This window comes from Streptomyces sp. NPDC058864, from assembly GCF_042742985.1.
Classification (GTDB): Bacteria; Actinomycetota; Actinomycetes; order Streptomycetales; family Streptomycetaceae; genus Actinacidiphila.
Genome location: NZ_JBHYMQ010000042.1, coordinates 17,943 through 35,562, shown reverse-complemented (window position 1 = coordinate 35,562; position 17,620 = coordinate 17,943). Strand labels below are relative to the sequence as shown.

The 17,620-nt window shown below is 71.5% G+C and carries 18 protein-coding genes and 2 pseudogenes; 9 read left to right on the top strand and 11 right to left on the bottom strand.

The features are described from left to right. Nucleotides 1-50: 50 nt before the first annotated feature. Nucleotides 51-1,277 carry a Fic family protein gene (locus ACFW3D_RS27150; RefSeq protein WP_500508047.1) on the bottom strand — a complete coding sequence of 409 codons (1,227 nt, stop codon included), beginning with the start codon at nt 1,275-1,277 and terminating at the stop codon, nt 51-53. A 463-nt stretch (nt 1,278-1,740) separates the two neighbouring features. Here ACFW3D_RS27150 and ACFW3D_RS27145 point away from each other — a divergent pair, with 463 nt between their 5' ends. Further along, nucleotides 1,741-2,388 (top strand): RNaseH domain-containing protein, encoded by a 648-nt coding sequence (locus ACFW3D_RS27145; protein WP_500508122.1) that lies wholly within the window; start codon nt 1,741-1,743, stop codon nt 2,386-2,388. Nucleotides 2,389-3,197: 809 nt separating this feature from the next. Here ACFW3D_RS27145 and ACFW3D_RS27140 read toward each other — a convergent pair. After that, nucleotides 3,198-3,324, bottom strand: a pseudogene (locus ACFW3D_RS27140) (dihydrofolate reductase family protein); the annotation flags it as partial. 123 nt (nt 3,325-3,447) lie between these two features. Here ACFW3D_RS27140 and ACFW3D_RS27135 point away from each other — a divergent pair. Beyond that, nucleotides 3,448-4,311, top strand: a complete 864-nt coding sequence (locus ACFW3D_RS27135; protein WP_500508045.1) for a DUF1963 domain-containing protein — start codon at nt 3,448-3,450, stop codon at nt 4,309-4,311. Between the two features lie 42 nt (nt 4,312-4,353). Here ACFW3D_RS27135 and ACFW3D_RS27130 read toward each other — a convergent pair whose 3' ends face one another. Both ACFW3D_RS27130 and ACFW3D_RS27125 read right to left on the bottom strand, forming a co-directional pair. Next, nucleotides 4,354-4,554, bottom strand: a complete 201-nt coding sequence (locus ACFW3D_RS27130) for a hypothetical protein (RefSeq protein ID WP_392618589.1) — start codon at nt 4,552-4,554, stop codon at nt 4,354-4,356. A gap of 121 nt (nt 4,555-4,675) precedes the next feature. Beyond that, nucleotides 4,676-5,032: pseudogene (locus ACFW3D_RS27125) on the bottom strand (SDR family oxidoreductase); the annotation flags it as partial. 3 nt (nt 5,033-5,035) lie between these two features. Between ACFW3D_RS27125 and ACFW3D_RS27120 the strand changes: the two are divergent. Beyond that, nucleotides 5,036-5,341: a TrkA C-terminal domain-containing protein gene (locus ACFW3D_RS27120; protein ID WP_500508120.1), complete on the top strand. Its 306-nt coding sequence runs from the start codon at nt 5,036-5,038 to the stop codon at nt 5,339-5,341. 155 nt (nt 5,342-5,496) lie between these two features. On the opposite strand, the gene ACFW3D_RS27115 is transcribed toward ACFW3D_RS27120, so the two are convergent. From ACFW3D_RS27115 to ACFW3D_RS27100, 4 genes are read right to left on the bottom strand one after another with little or no spacing between them, the layout of a single operon-like run. After that, the gene (locus tag ACFW3D_RS27115) at nt 5,497-6,066 is read right to left on the bottom strand and encodes a rhodanese-like domain-containing protein (protein ID WP_500508043.1); all 570 of its coding nucleotides are present in this window, start codon (nt 6,064-6,066) and stop codon (nt 5,497-5,499) included. A 39-nt stretch (nt 6,067-6,105) separates the two neighbouring features. Continuing rightward, nucleotides 6,106-6,852 (bottom strand): sulfite exporter TauE/SafE family protein, encoded by a 747-nt coding sequence (locus ACFW3D_RS27110; RefSeq protein ID WP_500508041.1) that lies wholly within the window; start codon nt 6,850-6,852, stop codon nt 6,106-6,108. After that, nucleotides 6,849-7,214 (bottom strand): rhodanese-like domain-containing protein, encoded by a 366-nt coding sequence (locus ACFW3D_RS27105; RefSeq protein WP_500508039.1) that lies wholly within the window; start codon nt 7,212-7,214, stop codon nt 6,849-6,851. The genes ACFW3D_RS27110 and ACFW3D_RS27105 overlap by 4 nt, the downstream gene beginning before the upstream one ends. A 46-nt stretch (nt 7,215-7,260) precedes the next feature. Next, complete coding sequence (locus tag ACFW3D_RS27100) at nt 7,261-8,631, bottom strand: rhodanese-like domain-containing protein (protein ID WP_500508037.1); 1,371 nt, start codon at nt 8,629-8,631, stop codon at nt 7,261-7,263. A gap of 283 nt (nt 8,632-8,914) precedes the next feature. Between ACFW3D_RS27100 and ACFW3D_RS27095 the strand changes: the two genes are divergently transcribed. Together ACFW3D_RS27095 and ACFW3D_RS27090 are read left to right on the top strand one after the other, a co-directional pair. Then, nucleotides 8,915-9,181, top strand: coding sequence for a metal-sensitive transcriptional regulator (locus ACFW3D_RS27095; RefSeq protein ID WP_500508035.1), 267 nt, complete (start codon nt 8,915-8,917; stop codon nt 9,179-9,181). Between the two features lie 120 nt (nt 9,182-9,301). Continuing rightward, the gene (locus tag ACFW3D_RS27090; protein ID WP_500508033.1) at nt 9,302-9,487 is read left to right on the top strand and encodes a hypothetical protein; all 186 of its coding nucleotides are present in this window, start codon (nt 9,302-9,304) and stop codon (nt 9,485-9,487) included. 85 nt (nt 9,488-9,572) lie between these two features. Here the strand turns inward: ACFW3D_RS27090 and ACFW3D_RS27085 are convergent, their stop codons facing one another. Continuing rightward, the gene (locus ACFW3D_RS27085; RefSeq protein ID WP_500508031.1) at nt 9,573-10,997 is read right to left on the bottom strand and encodes a sensor histidine kinase; all 1,425 of its coding nucleotides are present in this window, start codon (nt 10,995-10,997) and stop codon (nt 9,573-9,575) included. After that, the gene (locus ACFW3D_RS27080; RefSeq protein WP_500508029.1) at nt 10,994-11,731 is read right to left on the bottom strand and encodes a response regulator transcription factor; all 738 of its coding nucleotides are present in this window, start codon (nt 11,729-11,731) and stop codon (nt 10,994-10,996) included. The genes ACFW3D_RS27085 and ACFW3D_RS27080 overlap by 4 nt, the downstream gene beginning before the upstream one ends. Before the next feature lie 156 nt (nt 11,732-11,887). On the opposite strand from ACFW3D_RS27080, the gene ACFW3D_RS27075 reads away from it, so the two are divergent. From ACFW3D_RS27075 to ACFW3D_RS27060, 4 genes are all read left to right on the top strand, one after another. Then, on the top strand, nt 11,888-13,249 hold the full coding sequence (locus ACFW3D_RS27075) for a ferredoxin reductase family protein (RefSeq protein ID WP_500508027.1): 1,362 nt from the start codon (nt 11,888-11,890) through the stop codon (nt 13,247-13,249). A 10-nt stretch (nt 13,250-13,259) separates the two neighbouring features. Next, nucleotides 13,260-13,703: an FMN-binding protein gene (locus ACFW3D_RS27070; RefSeq protein ID WP_500508025.1), complete on the top strand. Its 444-nt coding sequence runs from the start codon at nt 13,260-13,262 to the stop codon at nt 13,701-13,703. Nucleotides 13,704-13,737: 34 nt separating this feature from the next. Next, nucleotides 13,738-14,463 (top strand): FAD:protein FMN transferase, encoded by a 726-nt coding sequence (locus ACFW3D_RS27065; RefSeq protein WP_500508118.1) that lies wholly within the window; start codon nt 13,738-13,740, stop codon nt 14,461-14,463. Nucleotides 14,464-14,644: 181 nt separating this feature from the next. Then, the gene (locus tag ACFW3D_RS27060; RefSeq protein ID WP_500508023.1) at nt 14,645-14,875 is read left to right on the top strand and encodes a DUF397 domain-containing protein; all 231 of its coding nucleotides are present in this window, start codon (nt 14,645-14,647) and stop codon (nt 14,873-14,875) included. 104 nt (nt 14,876-14,979) lie between these two features. Here the strand turns inward: ACFW3D_RS27060 and ACFW3D_RS27055 are convergent, their stop codons facing one another. Next, complete coding sequence (locus tag ACFW3D_RS27055; protein ID WP_500508021.1) at nt 14,980-17,556, bottom strand: cation-translocating P-type ATPase; 2,577 nt, start codon at nt 17,554-17,556, stop codon at nt 14,980-14,982. Nucleotides 17,557-17,620 lie beyond the last annotated feature (64 nt).

The following is a 17,620-nucleotide window of genomic DNA, read 5'->3' as shown; positions in this document are numbered from 1 at the left end:
TTCCTTGCCACGGCCGGCCTGATGCTGGCGCCGGACGCCGAGGTGTCGTCCTACCGGGCAGGCTGGGACCCGAGAGCGGCGAGGCTGCGTCGGGTCTCCGCGAGGTGGACATCGATGTACCGGGCGAGGATCAGCGCGTCCCGGGGGTCGTCGGCCTGGAAAGTGATGCGTCGCAGCAAGCTGACCCCGTTCAGCGCGACGCCCTCGCGGGCGAGTACGAAGACGAGGGCGAGGAACGCGGACCGGGCGTTGCCGTCGTCGAAAGGATGGAAGAAGCAGACGTCGAGACAGGCGCGGGCGGCTCGGGCGGTCAGCGGCAGAGGCCGCCGGCCGCCCGCTGCGCTCCCGGTCAGGCAGGCGTCGAGGCGGTCGCGGGTGTCCGGACCGATGCCGTAGCGTTCCCGCCCGCCCTTGGCGAAGGCGGGCAGGGCTCGGAACGGTGGCGGCTGCGGTGTGCCCAGGACGTGCTGCTGCCAACCCTGCAGTAGTGCGAAGTCGAGTGAGGCGCCGCGCGCCGCGTCGGCCCGCAATTGTTCCAGGGCGGCGAGCAGGCCATCCGCCCTTGTGGCGTCCACAGCGCCGTCGAAGGCGCGGATGTCCTCCGCCGCGCCGTCGCGGGTGGGGGCGAGAGGGCTGTCCGTGACGCTGTCCGGCGCTTCCTGCCAGGGCACCGTTTCGCGGACCTCGAGCCAGCGCTGCAGGTGGTCCGGCGCGGGCCCGGCGGGGCCCGCGCCGTCGTTCGGGCGCAGGGACAGCGCGAGCCGTTCGGCGATGTCCTCGACGAGCACGGTGTCAGGGCCGGTCCAGCTCTGGAACCGCCCACCGATGGCCTGGTCGACCAGCTCCTGCGCGACACCGGGTGCGACTCCCCAGCGGCTGAGGAACCAGATGAGCACCTGCTCACAATGCGCGCGCCAACCGCTGCCGCAGCCGGTGCGGTCGGTCACCTGCAGGATGATGTTGCGGGCGGCGCGCTCCCACGCGATCCGCTGGTCCTCGACGGCCGCCAGGTCCAACGGGTACGCCTCGAACCATCCGGCGAGGCTCTCCAGCCATCCGCGCCACTCGCACAACGCCGCGACCACACGGCCGCGCGTCTCCTCCGGGGTGGTGATCGAATCACGGGGGCAGCACCAGCTCCCGACCGGCCCGCCGTCGAAATCGCCCTCGTCGTGCGCCCACCGCCAGCCCACGGCCCAGCGGCCATAGCGTCCCACGAGGGCATGCGACATGGCGTCCGCCCAGAGTCTGCCCTCGCCCTTGCTCCAGGCACTCATTGCCGGATCGGCCGGAGCGACCTCAGGGCAGCAGGGCACACACCCGGCCGGCCCGAGCGAACGCACCACCTGCGCTGCCGACGCACTGTCGAAGGGATGACGGGTGGGATCCACCTCGTCCCAGCTCAGACGGCCAGGAGCCAGCACAGGAATCACCGCGCCAGCCTGCACGCCTACCGGCACCCGTTCAACCGGATTATGCACGGAGATCCTTGGACAACGACGCCCTTCGACCCAAACCTGGTCTGCACGGGGATCCTCAACACGGTGGTCGACGTCGCGCACCACCTCCATGAGCGTGGACAAGTCGCCCGCGTGCTCACACTCGGGTAGCCACCATCTGCGCGACGACCACAGCAGCCCCGCCCGGGTCCGCGATCATGTGGAGCAGGCCCTGGCGCAGCTGCCCGCTGATCGCGCCGTGGTGATCTTCACCAGGCAGCACCGGGACATGTAGCCAGGACTGGCGAATCCCACCCTGGGCGACGATCTGCTGCCCGGACTGACGCTGCCCGCACGCGGCCGCGCCATCGCCGTCGTCCGTTTCACCCACGACATCCGCACCCCACGGCCCACCCACCACGCCGGCGGCAGCAACAGACAGCCCACCGACACCAACAAAACGGCCATGCCAGAAAGGGTCCTGTACGTCTCTGATCATGGCGGGATCGCCTCCTGGCCGTCCGCAGCGGAGACGCCGCAGCACAAGCGCGGTCAGCGCACCGGCACCGACTACACCCGCCGCACCCTGCCGGAGCCCTCACAGAGCAAACTCGCCACCGACATCCACGCCATCACGCGCACCGACCACACCGTCGCCCGGGCCGACACCAGGCACCGGGCCGCCAGAACTGCACTGGCAGGCGGAGCCGGCGTAGCGCGGCAGTCCGGCTTCGCCCTTGTCACGCGGTGGGGCCGGGGGTCAAAGGTGAGCCGCCCCGGTCCCGCCGGGCGAGGTCGTGCACGGGTTCGGACGGGTTGGCTACCGGTGCGACGCGGCAGCGTGGTGAAGAGCAGCCACCTCCATGACAGCCGGCCCGCCTCACACTGGCCAGAAGACAGCAGCCGCTTGGTCACTTCTGACAGCAGACCTGCCCGCAACGCCTCGTGACCACGCACCCGACATCCCGCCCCGCTGACGCCCACCCAATGCCACCAACGCACCCACTCACACTCGCCTTTATGGAGATCAGTGGCCTGCCCCGGCACGAGTGGCGCGGGGCGGTGTTCTAGGTCCTGGCCAACACCGGTGTGGCCACGGACACCGACGTCGACCCGCACGGATGGCGGCTCCTGGCCCTCGGTGACGGCCCGCAGACTCTCGTGGCCCGCTCGTGGAGCAGCGTGACCGTCTCACCCGAAGGGACGCGGTTCACGCCGCGTGCCCGCACCGGACAGTCTTCCTTCCCCTGCGGCTATCGCGCCGGGGAAGGAGGCGTCGCCGTCCCAAACGGGCTTGCCCACGGGTTCTCACCAGCAGCAACACTCCGCAGCCGGAGACGGGCGTTCCTACCCTCGGTGCACCTGTGCACACAACGCGCGCGGCCCCTCCAGCGACGACCACACCCGCGCCGCCAGGAACTCCCGACTCCGTGATCGCCTACGGCAAGGGCGGGGAGATCGCCTCGAACCGGCGCGACGACTGCTCCAGGACATCCTCGGCGAAGCGGAGTGGGCGGACCTCCTGACGCCCGCGGACCGGCGCGGCCCGACCCGTTGTTCCGGTCCCACGTCCGGCCCTACGGCGAGGTGAAACTCAACGTGACCAGCAGACCCCCGCTCAGCACAAGCTGACCGGTGTGCGGTTGGGGATCCCTGACATACACGGCCAGTGATCCGGCAGGGATACCACGATCACCCCGGACAGGGCGCCGCGAGATCCTTGGGCGCCCGAGCCCGCGCCGATCCGACGTCGAGCGCTCAACGCTTGTTCTCGTACCTGGTCAGGACCACGCCGTCGGGGAAACGTCCGGGTCTCCACCAGGGTCAGGTTCACCCAGTTGTCCAGGGCTGTGAAGAACGGCGTGCCGCCGCCTACGTTCTGCGGGGATAACGCGAGGTGAGCGACCACGCGCATCCACCTCGCCCGCCTCGTGTCCATGGCGGACAACCGGTGCCCGCCAATACCCCGACGCCAAAACAGAGTTGGAAGGGGTTTATGTTCTCGGTCATGGATCATCAAGGAGAGTTTCGCCGGGCGGCGCTTGAGTTGGGCGTCCCGGAGGACGAGATCAGCAGGTTCCGCGAGCACCTTCGTTTGGCGATCGGATTGTCCGGGCGTGGCGACGGTTCTCCGGTCGGGCACATCGGTGGGTTGCCCCGGCTACCGGTGTGCATGGAGTGGCCGTCCGCCGGCGACATTCCGTTGCCGTTGCTCCTTTCCGTCGATTGTGGGGCGCTGCCGAAGGTCGACGGCTTCGACCTGCCGGCGGACGGGACGCTGCTCTTCTTCGTTCACCAAGAGATGGACGCCGGCGAATTGGGGGTCCATCCGGGGCAGTACGCGCGAGTCGTGCATGTAGCGGACGGCACCGAAACCGCGGTCGCGGAACCCCCCGAATCCACGCGTGTTGGTAAGCGGATCGACGTCTACGCCAAGCTCAGAGCCGATCTGCCCCTTTGGCTCCAGGAGGGCGACGAGGACTGGCACGAGTTCTGGGAGGATCTCGAGTGGGAGGACTTGTCGTCCTTCCAGCGGAAGTTGGCCCGGTACATGGAGCGTGAACTGCCGCACCTGGACGAACTGCGGTCCCTGGCCCACGACCTCTGGTCGTCCGACGCCTTCCTCGTCATCGGCGGGTACGCCGATGACGAGATGACGGTCGGCAGCATCCTGGCGAAGACCCTCGGGAAGGGACAGTGGTTGACCTATCTGGAGGAGGACAGGGTCCAGCTGGCGAGCGAATGGATACCGCTCGCCAATGAAGGACGGGTCTACGAGGAGCCCTACACGAAATTCATGATCCGCCACGAGGACCTGGCCGCCGCTCGGTGGGACAAGGCGCTCAGCGTGACCGCTATCGATGCGCCGTGATCAGCAGGGCTTCGGCATAGTCGGCGGGCGCCCGTTTTGTGATCACGCGAGGCCGAGGAGCGCGAGAGGGCGGCGGGCGTCGCGTGCGTTGCAGCAGAGGCCGACGACGATGTTCTTGACGCCGCTCAGCCTGAGGGCACCGATGGCGAGCTTGCGCCAGGTTGCCATCGCGTGAGGTGCGTTGCCGGTCCGCAGCTGGGAGGCGTCGCGCCTCAGGCCGATCTCGACTGCTGCACTGACCACGCCTCCGGCGGTGTCCTCGACGAGAAAGGTGCGCCCCGCGAGAGGGCCGAGCACGCAGCGCGGTGACAGACGCGAGGCCGGCCCCCGCAGATGGTGGTGTGCCGCCACTGGTGGCGGCCTCTCAGAGCTGGGTTTCGCCGCCGTCCACGGCCAGTTCGATGCCGGTGGTGTACGTGGCGTCGAAGGCGAGGAACGCAGCCGCCTTGGCGAACTCCTCGACGGTGCCGTAGCGCTACATGGGATTGCTCGAGGTCCGCTCCGCCCTGAACTCGTCGACGGCCTCCTGGGACAGGCCCATCGTTTCCAGGATTCCCGAGTCGATGGGACCCGGGCTGATCGCATTGACACGTATCCCTCGCGGAATCAGCTCCCGGGAGAAGGTGCGGGCCATCGAGCGCAGCGCCGCCTTGCCGGCCGCGTAGACGCTGGTGTCCACCAGGCCCATGACGTTGGCGATCGAGGTGGTGAGGACGACGCCGCCGTGCCCGCCGCCACGCCTCTGATCTCGCTGATCGAGGAGGCGACCGGCGCCACCGACACCGTGGCCCTGCTGCGGCTGAGCAAGGCAGGGGTCAACGTCATCGAGACCGCCATCAGCACGGCCTCCCGCGCCGCGGGCCGCCCGCTCGCCGAGGTGATCATGCCGGAGGGCAGCGTCGTCGCCACCGTCGTCCGCGACGGCCGGCCTCACGTGCCCACCCCCGAATTGGTGTTGCGGCCCGGCGACGAACTCCTCGTGGTCTCGCACACCGCGACCGAACAGGAGATACACGCGGCTGTCCAGTGAGCCCCGTCGCGCAGTTGGTTGTCGCGCCGACGAACTTCACCGAAGTCCTGCCTCGCCGGACCGATGCGCGGGCACCGGCGAGGTGCTCGAGGTCGGAGGGCCGATGGGCTGCGCGGCGGCGGCGCTCCGCATTCCCGACGGACGTCGCCGATGGATCAGCGGTGTAGGGCGGCGAGGGTGTTGTCGAGGTCGGCGGCTACGGTGCGGGGGCGGTTGTAGGGGAGCTTGCCGAGGACGTTGCCCATGGCGCAGGTGTTGGTGGCGGCGGAGAAGACCAGACCGGCGCCGACGGCGGCGGACAGCCAGCGTGCTCCGGGGAGGGCGAGGTCGGCGAGCATGCCGATGAGGACGAGGGAGCCAGCGGCCATGCGGACCTGGCGGTCCATGGTCCAGGTGGCGCGGCCGCCTGCGGGTTGTTCGAGGGGATTGCCGTCTTGGGCCCAGGCGGTGGTGCCGCCGATGAGGGTGGCGGCGGCGATGCCGGCGGCGGCGAGCCGGTCGCGGGCGGTGGCCGAGCGGGCGCCCGAGGCGCACACCAGGGCGAGCTCTCCGCGGTCGGCGGCGGCGCGCAGTGCGGGCAGGGCGCGCGGGAGCTGGTCGAGGGGGATGTTGTGGGCGCCGGGGATGTGCCCGGAGGCGTACTCCCTCGGGGACCGCACGTCGATGACGGTGAGCCGGCTCAGTCGGGGCTGGAGCTGCGCGGTGGTCAGGGTGGTGGGGGTCATGGAAGGTGTTCCTTTCGTGGTGCTGTTCGGTGTGCGGGTTCAGGTGAGGGCGTCGAGGAGCATCAGGACGGCCACTGCCAGCAGGGCGATGGCGAATACCTTCCGCAAGGTGGCGCCAGAGAGTTTGTCGGCGAGGCGTTTGCCGTCCCATGCGCCCAGGATCGCGGCGGCCGTGAACGGGCCGACGACGCCCCACTCCAGGCCACCGACGCTGCCCAGGCGGGGGGCGAGGGCGGCCGCGCTGTTGGCGGTGATGACCAGCAGGCTGGTACCGATGGCCTCGGCCATGGGCAGGGCCAGCACGGAGACCAGGGCGGGGACGGCGAGGAAGCCACCGCCGACGCCCAGCAGCCCGGTCACGGCGCCGAGTCCGGCACCGGTGGCCGCTGAGCGGCCGGGCCCCGCGGCTCGCGTGGCGCCTGTGCTGCGCCGTGGGGTGAGCATGCGCCAGGCGGCGATGGCGGCGAGAAGGCCGAACGCCGCGGTGAGCACGGCGCCGGGTACGGCGGACGACAGGGCGCCGCTGGCCGCCGCGGCGGGCAGTCCGGCCGCCGCGAACAGGGCTCCGCTACGCCAGTGGACCCGTCCGGCCCGGGCGTGGGCGATCAGCCCGGTGAGCGAGGTGACGGTGACGATGACCAGGCTCGCGGTGGTGGCCTGCGCGGCGGTGAAGCCGAGCAGGTAGATCAGGGCCGGGACGGCGAGCATGCTGCCGCCGCCGCCGAGTCCCCCGAGCGCCAGGCCTACCACGGCGCCGGCGATCAGGGCGAGGACGAACACGGTCATATGGCGTGCCCGCCGCGACCGCTGCCAGTGTGCACCGGAAGACCCGCGATGGCCCAGGCCCGCATGCCGCCGCTGACGTTGACGGCGCGGACGCCCCGGTGGGACAGGAGTTCGGCGGCCTCGCGGGAGCGGTTTTCGGCGCGGCACACGGTCAGCACGGGACAGTCCCCGGCACCCTCGGGGAGGGGGGCTCCGGCAGCGTGGGCGGCCGGCGGCTGCCGCACGGCGCCCGGGGCGTGGCCGGCGGTGTACTTGTCCGCCTCACAGACATCGAGCAGCGTCGCACGTGCCGTGTGCACGCGCTCGTGCGCTTCGGCGACGGTCAGTTCCCCGGGCGTGGGGTTGCGGGAGAGGAGCGGCATGGTCGTCCTGGCTTCTGTGCAGAGGGGATCGGGTCGGGCCGGGGGTTCAGTCGGTGGCCAGGCCGATCTCGCGGGCGGTGTCGAAGGAGTCGTCGACGGCGACGACGTCGCGGCCTGACGCGTCGAGCAGGGAGGCGGCGATCGCGGCGCGCATGCCGCCCGCGCAGTGGACCCACACCGTCCCGGCCGGGATTTCGCCCAGTCGCCGGTGCAGTTCGTGCAGCGGGATGTGCACCGAGCCGTCGATGCGGGTGCCGGCCCGCTCGGAGTCACGGCGCACGTCGAGAACCACGACGCTCTCCGCGACAGTGCCGGTCGCCTCCTCCCGGGCCTTGGCCAGGGCCGGGAAGTCGGCACGACGGAAGGAGCGCAGGCCGGTGGAGTCCTTCACCCACCGGTCGGGACTGCCGGTGGCGGCAGCCGCAGGGCGGTCGATGCCGACCTGCACCAGTTCGCGCTGGGCCGTGGCAATCTGCTCGGGGCTCTCGGCGAGCAGTGTGACCGGCTTGCCCCAGGGGATCAGCCAGGCCAGATAGGTGGCCGGCTGTCCCTCCAGCTCGAAGTTGAAGGAACCCGCGACGTGTCCTTCGGCGAAGGCGACACGGTTGCGCAGGTCCACCACCCACTCCCCGGCGGCCAGCCGCGCGGCGATCTCGGCGGCGTCGGCCCGCTCCGGCGCGGTCAGGTCCACCGGGTCGGGACCTGCGGCATTGGCCGGACCCATGTGGGTGTAGTAGGCCGGGATCGCATCCAGCCCGGCCAGCAAATCGGCGACGAAGGCGTCCACGTCCTTGACCAGGGCGTCGTTACGGGTCTTCTCCGCGCCGATGGTGCTGGTCTCGCCCTCGGCTTGGGAGGACGAGCAGAAGGAACCGAACCCGTGCGTGGGAAGCACCCGCACGGCGTCGGGCAGCTCCGCCAGCCGGTGCGCCGAAGCATGTTGGGCGCGGGCAAGCCGCTCGGTGAGCCTGGGCTCGACCAGGTCCGGACGGCCCACCGTACCGATCAGCAGCGACCCGCCGGTGAACGCGGCCACCGCGATCCCGCGGTCCTCCAGGACATAGGAGGTGTGGTGCGGGGTGTGACCCGGCGTGGCGACCGCCCGCAGCACCAGCCCCTCGTCGATGACCATGGTGTCCCCGTCGGCCACCGCTATCCGGTCGAAGGAGACGCGGGCCCCGGCGGGCACCAGGTAGGCCGCCCCGGTGATCCGGGCAAGCTCCAGTCCGCCGGTGACGTAGTCATTGTGGATGTGGCTCTCCACGATGTGGGTGATGCGCACGCCCTTTCGCGCCGCCGCCGTGATGACCCGCTCGACGTCTCGCGGGGGATCGACCGCCACAGCCGCGTTCGTCCCGCCCGCGAGATAGCTGCGGTTTCCCAGCCCCTCAACCGGGAGCGTCTCCACGAAGTACATGACCTGCCCCTCTCTCGAATACCCAGGGGGGTATCTCTCTCGACCGAGAATATACCCCCACCCGTATTCCGTTCAGGCACGGCGTACCGAGCCGACACCCGACTGGCGCGCGCACCCTCACCCACAGAAGGGGGACGTCACCGCGCCCCATGGCTCGCGCATCGGGAATGAGCGGGCACGCTCCGGCGATTGACGTCTCCACCGGGGGTGCGCGCAGCCGAGAAGCCTCCGGCGGACATACCCGCCGGGGTATGATGGGGCGTTCGTCACAAAGGAGGCATCGATGCAGGTGGACGAGGAAGCGACAACCGCGGTGCTCAACCGCTTGCGCCGGGCTCAGGGGCAGCTGGCCGGGGTGATCGCCATGATCGAGGCCGGCCGGGACTGCAAGGACGTCGTCACCCAGCTCGCCGCGGTGTCTCGCGCCTTGGACCGCGCCGGTTTCAAGATCGTGGCCAGCGGCATGCGCCAGTGTCTGACCGCCGCCGACGACCAGACGCCCCCCTTGAGCGAGCAGGAGCTGGAGAAGCTCTTCCTCGCCCTGGCATGACGTGACGACGCCCGGATCCGGCTCACGGCCGCTTCCTCACGACTCGCCCCGGCATGGCGGGCACTCACCATCAGAACCTGCCTGAGCCTCCACCTAGGGGAGGTCACTAGGGTTGGCCTGATGAGCAAGGAGAGCGGCGAGCGCCGCGAAGACGATCGCGGGCTGTCGCCCCTGGCCTTTGCCGGAGCATTGGCGGGCGCATTCGCTTCGGTGGCGGGTTTCGCCGTCCTCGGTGGATGGGCCGGCCTGGCGGGCATCGTGGCGACCCTCACGATTGCGATCGTGCTCAGCGTCCGCAAGGCCTGACCGAAGGGGCCCTCGGGAGAAGCCGAACCCGCCCTGTCGTCAGCCGTCCGAGCCCAGCCCGTGGCCCACCCGCGCCCAGGCGGAGTCACCCCGGAAGGGTCACCTGGAACACCGTGTGCCCGGGGCGGCTGGTGAGCTCGACGGTGCCGTGGTGAGCGGTGACGATCGCGTGGACGATCGCGAGTCCGAGCCCGGTACTGCCCGTGCTGCGCGAACGGGACTGGTCGGCACGGACGAAGCGGGTGAAGACCTCGGGCTGGAGTACCACCGGGATCCCGGGCCCGTCGTCGCTGACGGTGAGACGTGCGCCGTCGGCGCCCGAGGCGAGGGCGACCGTCACTTCCGTGCCGGCCGGAGTGTGGGTGCGGGCGTTGGCCAGGAGGTTCCCGAAGGCCTGCTGGAGACGGTGGCCGTCCCCGGTCACCACGACGGGCTCCTCGGGAAGGTCCAGGAACCAGCGGTGGCCCGGTCCCGCGGCGCGGGCGTCGTCGACGGCGTCCAGGACCAGCCGGGTCAGATCGACCTCTTCGTGCTCGAGCGGGCGTCCCGCATCGAGACGGGCCAGGAGCAGGAGGTCGTCGACGAGGTGCGTCATGCGCCGCGACTCGGACTGGATGCGTTCGAGGGCATGGCGGATGCCGGCGGGCACGGGGCCCCGGTGGCGAAGGGCGAGTTCGGCGTGGCCCCTGATGTTCGCGACGGGGGTGCGCAGTTCGTGGCTGGCGTCGGCGGCGAAGTGCCGGAGCCGTTCCTCGCCGGCTTGGCGCCGGACCAGGGCGTCCTCCACGTGCTCGAGCATGTGGTTGAGCGCGGCGGCGACCTGGCCGACCTCGGTGCGCGGGTCGGTGTCCGGCAGGGGCGTCGGCATGGCGACCTCGCCACTGGCCAGGGGCAGCCGGGTGACACCGGACGCGTGCTCGGTGACCCGGTGCAGAGGGCGCAGGCTGACCCGGACCCACAGGGTCCCGGCGACGCCCGTGGCCAGGAGTGCCGCGCCGAAGACCACGGCTTCCACGGCTTCGAGGCGGTGCAGCGTCGCTTCGACGGGGTGCAGGGGGAGACCGGTGATCAGGACGTCGCCGTCGTCGCCGCGGACCGCCGAGACGCGGTAGGCACCCAGCGAGGCGATGCGGACGCTGTGTCCCCTTCCGTCGACCGGGACGCCATTCAGGGCGTGCCGGTCTCCGGCGGAGAGGGCCAGGGGGCGGTCGGCCGCGTCGTCGACCACGGCGGCATGGGTGACGTCGCCACCCAGCAGGCGGGCGCCGAAGGTCGCGTCGGCCTGCCCCCGGGTGTCGGGGCGGTTGTCCGCGTCGGGCGTCCTCTCGTGCTCCAGGCTGGCCGCGAAGCGCCCGCCGGTGGCGGTGAGCTGCTCGTCCAGTCGTCCCAGCAGGAAGCCCTTGAGCGCGAGGACCGTGGTGACGCCCACGGCGGCGCACGCCACGGCCAGCAGGACGAGGAGCCCGGCGGTGAGCTGTCCCCGCAGGGTGCGGGGAGGGAGTCGTCTCATGGGGCCTCGGACCTCAGGACGTATCCGACGCCGCGGACCGTGTGGATCATCGGGGGTCGTCCCGCGTCGATCTTCTTGCGGAGATAGCTGATGTAGAGCTCGACGACATGGGCCTGGCCGCCGAAGTCGTACGCCCAGACCCGGTCGAGGATCTGGCTCTTGGACAGCACCCGGCGCGGGTTGCGCATCAGGAACCGCAGCAGCTCGAACTCGGTCCGGGACAGCTCGACCAGGGTCCCGGCACGGCGGACCTCCCGGGCCTCCTCGTCCATCGTGAGGTCGCCGACGACCAGCCGGTTCACGTCGGTCCCGGCGGTCATCCCGGCCCTGCGAAGCAGACCGCGCAGCCGCGCGATGACCTCCTCCAGGCTGTACGGCTTGGTCACGTAGTCGTCGCCGCCCGCCGTGATGCCGGCGACGCGGTCCTCGACCGCGTCACGGGCCGTCAGGAACAGCACGCACACGCGGTCGGCGTCGCGCCGCAGCTCGCGCAGGACGTGCAGGCCGTCGACGTCGGGCAGCATCCAGTCCAGGACGACCGCGTCGGGCCGGAAGTCCCGGGCGGCCGCGAGCGCCGACGCCCCGTCGGCGGCCGTCCGCACCAGGCAGCCCTCCGCGGCCAGGGCGGCGGAGAGCACGTCGGTGACATCGGGCTCGTCGTCGACCACCAGGACGCGCACCGGGCTCCCGTCGGGCCGGTGCATGCCGGGGGGTGCTGTGCGGCTCTCTTCCATGGTGACTACAGCATCCCTCGCCCACACGCCCCGGCGGGCCCGGGGAACCTCTGCGTTTCCTCTGAGTTCCCTCTGGGCGGCCGGGATCAGAGGAAACGCAGAGGTTCGATGCCGATGCTGGGGGCGCCCGACGACGATGACGCTCCTGGGAGCCCCATGGCCACCACCTCCACCACCCCCCGCACCGGTCGCGGACTGCACCACCGGCGGCCGCGCCGCAGCCTGCTCCCGGTGCTCGCGCCGCTCGCGATCTGGGCGGGCGCCGCGGGAGTGCTGGCGTTGTGGTGGTCCGACACCACCTCCGTCGTCGGTCCGGCGGGGTGGCTGACCGGGGCGGGCCGCATCACCGGTCTCCTCGCCGGATACGCCTGCGCGGTCCTGCTCGTGCTGATGGCCCGCGTCCCCCTCCTCGACCACAGTGTCGGAACCGACCGGCTCGCCCGCTGGCACGCCTGGGGCGGGCGCTGCACCGTCTCGCTGGCCCTGGCCCACACGCTGCTGATCGTCTGGGGCTACGCCGCGGCCTCGCACGCCTCCCTCGTGGGTCAGACCACCACACTCGTCCTGGACTACCCGGACCTGCTCAAGGGCACCGCGGGATTCCTGCTGTTCGTCGCCACGGGTGCGGTCTCCGCGCGTGCGGCCCGCCGGAAGATGAGCTACGAGACCTGGCACTACCTGCACTTCGCCACCTATCTGGCGGTCTTCCTCGCCTTCGGGCACCAGCTGTCCAACGGAGCGGACTTCGTCGGCAACCGGGCCGCCCAGGCCGCCTGGTACGCCCTCTACGCCGGCGCGGCCGCCCTGGTCGCCTGGTACCGCTTCGCCGTCCCGATCCGGCGCGGGCTTCGGCACAAGCTGAAGGTCGTCGCCGTCCACCCCGAGGCTCCCGGGATCGTGTCGGTCCACCTCGGCGGTGAACACCTGGACGAGTTGGGCGGAGCGCCGGGACAGTTCCTGCGCTGGCGCTTCCTCACCCGCGGGCTGTGGTGGACCGCCAACCCCTACTCGCTGTCTGCCCCGCCCCACCCCCGGCACCTGCGCATCACCGTGAAGTCCGCGGGCGGCCACAGCGGCGCCCTGGCCCGGCTGGCCCCGGGCACCCGCGTGTGGGCGGAGGGCCCCTACGGCGCGTTCACCGCGGACCGGCGTACCGCCTCGAGGGTCCTGCTCCTGGCGGGCGGGGTCGGCATCACCCCGCTGCGGGCCCTGTTCGAGACCCTGCCCGGCCCGGTGACCCTGGTCTACCGGGCACGCCGACCGGAGGACCTCGCGCTGCGCGGCGAACTCGACGCGATAGCGCACCGACGCGGCGCGACGGTCCACTACGTCGTCGACGACCCCGCCCGGTACCACTCTCCGCTGACCGCGCAGGCGCTGTCCGCCCTGGTACCGGGGCTGGCAGGTCACGACGTCTACATCTGCGGACCGCCGCCCATGACGGAAGCCGCCGTACGGGCCCTGCGCGAGGCGGGCGTGCCAGCCCGCCGCATCCACCACGAGTCGTTCGCGCTCTGAGGAGAACCGCATGCGCCGCGCCGTACTCACCACCACCGGGACCAGTGCCCTGATCCTCGGAATGCTCTTCCTCAAACCCCACCAGCCCTCCGTGGCGGCGGGGGATCCCGCCCCCTCGTCGGTGTCGCCCACGCCGCACCGGTCCGAGCCGGCGTCCACAGGCGGCCACGGTGCCGCCACGGGCACCTTCCCCGGGGAGCCCGTCGACACCCCCTACGGAACGGTACAGGTGGCCGCCACGCTCGCGGACGGGAAGATCACCACCGTCCGAGTGCTCCAGGCGCCCGACGAGAACGGCAGGGATCGGCAGATCGCCGCCTACGCGCTGCCCCGCCTCACGAGGGAGGCGCTCGGTGCCCAGAGCGCCCGCATCGACGCCGTGTCCGGGGCGAGCTACACCAGCCAGGGGTACATGCAGTCCCTGCAGAGCGCACTGGACCAGGCCCGTGCGTGACCCCGCCGCCGGCCTGCACCACGTCGAACACGTCATGGGCACCGTCTTCTCCTTCGACATACGGGACCGACCCACGTCCGCCATTCGCGCCGGCCTCGACCGTGCCGTCCGCCATCTGCACACCGTGGACGCCGTGTTCTCCACGTACCGTCGCGACAGCGCCGTCAGCAGGCTCGGCCGCGGCGAGATCGGCCTCGCCGACTGCCCGCCCGAGGTGCACGAGGTGCTGGCGCTGTGCGCCCGGGCGACCGACGACAGCGACGGCTGGTTCAGCATCACGGCCGGCGGCACCCTCGACCCCTCGGGGCTCGTCAAGGGATGGGCCACCGAGAACGCCTCCCGGTTGCTCCACGAGGCCGGCGCGCAGCACACCTGCGTCAACGGAGGCGGCGACATCCGCCTCCGGGGCCAGGCGGCCCCCGGCACACCCTGGCGCATCGGTATCGCCGACCCGCTGCGCCCAGGAGTGCCGGCCGCCGTCGTGACCGCGAGCGGCGACCTGGCCATCGCGACCTCCGGCACCGCGGAACGCGGCGCCCACATCCTCGACCCGTACGGCGGGGGGCCCGCCACCGAGCTGGTCTCCCTCACGGTCATCGGGCCGGGCCTGACGACGACCGACGCCTACGCCACGGCCGCCTTCGCGCGCGGCAACGGATCCCGCGCCTGGCTGGAGGGACTGGACGAATACGAGGCGTCGGCCGTCCTGCCCGACGGCCGCACCTGGCACACCTCGGGGTTCCCCGTCCACGCCCACTGAGCGCCCCTCGCCCGTGGGCGCCTTGTTGTCCGCGAGCCGGCGCATGCCCCTTCGGCGATCATGCAGGTACCCGGGGCGGCACCTGCCAGAGCCCGCGGGACTGCATTTGCACAACCGTAGGGAAAGCGCAAGTGTGGCAAAGGGAGGGAAAAGAACGACTGACTAGCGCTTGGAGCTTGCCATGCAAGCGAGTAAGAGCGACCTGTACGCGCGCGACCTGACGCAGGCGCACTGGGTCAAGAGCACCGCATGTCCCTATGGCTACAAGCCCCACTGCGTCGAGGTAGCCGACCTCGGTGGCGGATCCGTGGCAATCCGTGACTCCGCCCGCCCCGAACTGCAGCCGCTGCGGTTCAACGCAGAAGAATGGGCAGACTTCCGGGACAGCGTACGAGAAGGCGAGTTCGGGTAGCACAACGCACCATCAAAGATCCGGGCCGGCAGTGTCTCCTGCCGGCCCGAACCGTGCACGGCCCCGCCTGTCAAGTGGGCGAACGCCCAAGCCGGGGCGCTCGTTCACCTCGTCGGAAACAGCCGCGCCTGAAGGCGCATCGCCAGATACCCGAGTGCGGACAGGCCGCAGGCGATGCCGAGGTCGCCGGCCGACAGCGGGTCGGTTCCCAACACCGCACGCAGCGGAGGCAGGTAGACCCCTGCGATCTGCAGGGCGAGCGCGGCCGCGACGGCGACCAGTAGGAAGGGGTTGGCCCAGCTGCCGTGGCGGGCCCGGGATGCCAGGGCGATGCCGAGCTGGGTGGCGCCGAGGACCAGGAAGACCATGGTCTGCCAAGGGCGCCCGGTGTCGTGGGCCCAGATGCCGGTGAGCAGCGTGACGGCGGTGACGAAAAGGCCCATCGGCAAGATCCGCGACCACAGCCCCGCGCCGAGCACGCTCTCGCCTGGTGGTCGGGGTGGGCGGCGCATGGCGGCCGGGTCTGCGGGCTCGGCTCCGAGTGCGACCCCGGGCAGACCGTGGGTGAGCAGGTTGATCCACAGGATCTGGGCCGGGAGCAGCGGCAGCGGCATGCCCAGGAACGGGCCGAGGAGCATGACGAGGATCTCCGCCGTGCCCCCGCAGAGGCCGTAGAGGAGGAACCGGCGCACGTTGGCGTAGACCCGGCGGCCCTCCTCCACGGCCGAGACCACTGTGCCGAGGTCGTCGTCGGCCAGCACGAGGTCGGCGGCCTGCCGGGCCACCTCGGTACCGCGGCGTCCCATGGCGACGCCGATGTCGGCTTGGTGCAGGGCCGGGCCGTCGTTGACGCCGTCCCCGGTCATGGCGACCACATGTCCGGCGCGCCGCCATGCCTGGACGATGTCGAGCTTTTGCTCGGGGGTGGTGCGGGCGTAGACCCGGGCGTCAGTGAGTTTCCTCGCGGTGTCGTGCCTGATGTCGCCCCCGGTGGTCACGGCGCCGTCGTTTGCGCCGCCGAGCATGCCGAGGCGGGTTGCGACGGCGCCCGCGGTCAGCGGATGGTCTCCGGTGATCATGACGGGGGCGATCCCGGCGGTGCGGCAGGCGGCGACAGTGTCTGCCGCCGTGCGGCGGGGCGGGTCGAGGATGGCGATGAGGCCGAGCAGCGACAGCTGTCCGGTCTCCCAGTCGGCGGGGGTGTCGGGCAAGGGGCGCGAGCCACGGTCGCCAGCCGCGACGGCGAGCACACGGTAGCCCTGGCGTGCCAGCTCGTCGGCTCGGTTGATGGCCGCGGTGAGCACACGAGGGCCGTCGTCCAGGATGTCGGCTCGCAGCATGACCTCCGGTGCGCCCTTGGACACGACGAGGCAGCCGCCGTGCGGTCCGCGGTGAACGGTGGTCATCCTTTTGCGGCCGCTGTCGAACGGCACCTCGTCGATGCGTGGCAGTTCTCGTGCGAGTGCCGCCCGGTCCAGGCCGAACCGTGCGCCGGCGACGAGGAGGGCGGCCTCGGTGGGATCGCCCAGGGCATGCCAGGCCGTGTCGCCGTCCATGCCGGACGGCGGCTGCAGCCCGGCGTCGTTGCACAGCACAGCGGCGCGCAGCAGACCGGCCAGGTCGGGTGCGTCGTCCACGGTGACGGTGCCACCGTCCCGCGCCACCTGGCCGGCCGGATCGTAGCCACTGCCGCGTGCCTGGGCCTCGCCGACCGGTGTCCAGAACCGTTCCGCGACCATCCGGCCCTCCGTGAGGGTGCCGGTCTTGTCCGTCGCGAGGACGGTGACAGAACCCAATGTCTCCACGGCCGGCAGGCGGCGGACGATCGCGTTGCGGGCGGCCATCCGCCGGGCGCCGAGCGCCAGGCCGAGGGTGACGACGGCGGGCAGGGATTCGGGAACGGCCGCGACGGCCAGGCTGATCGCCGCCACGACCATCAGCTCCACCGGCTGTCCTCTCAGCAGCCCGATGGTGAGGACCACGGCACACAGCACGACAGTGACAGCGGCGAGGAGCTGGCTGAATCCGGCGAGCCTGCGCTGCAGTGGGGTCGGCCCGGGTGCCGTACCCATCAGTGACGCGATGCGGCCGGTTGCACTCGCGGCTCCCGTGGCGGTGACGACCATCGCGCCTCGGCCACGTACGACGACGGTACCCGACGCCGCCGTGCCGCCCGCGTCCTTGTCCACCGGGACGGACTCGCCGGTGAGTGACGACTCGTCCACCAGAAGTGCCGCCGCCTCGACCACCTCACCATCCGCGGGCACGATGTCCCCCTCCCCCAGCAGCACCACGTCTCCGGGCACGACGTCCACCGCCCGGATACGGCGCTCCTCACCGTCGCGGACGACGCGGGCCGCGGGTGCGCTGAGCGCCGTCAGCGCCGCGACGGCGCGTTCTGCACGGACTTCCTGGGCAACGCCGACAGTCGTGTTGACGGTGATGACGAGCAGGATGACGCAGGCGTCGGGAAGGTCGCCCGTGGCCAGGGTGAGGACAGCGGCCACGAGCAGGACCAGGATCAGCGGATCCCGCACCTGCTGCGCCACGCGACGCCACAGAGGAGTCGGTGGCGGCGGCGCCACCTCGTTGGCGCCATACCGGACGAGCCGCTGCTCCGCCTCCCCCTGCGGGAGCCCTATCAGGGCCGGCGTCGTGTCGTGGTTCGTGCCTAGTCCCACAGGATCACCTCGTCCGGGCCGGCTGCAGGTCACGGTATGTACCGGGTGGTCAGACCCCATCGTG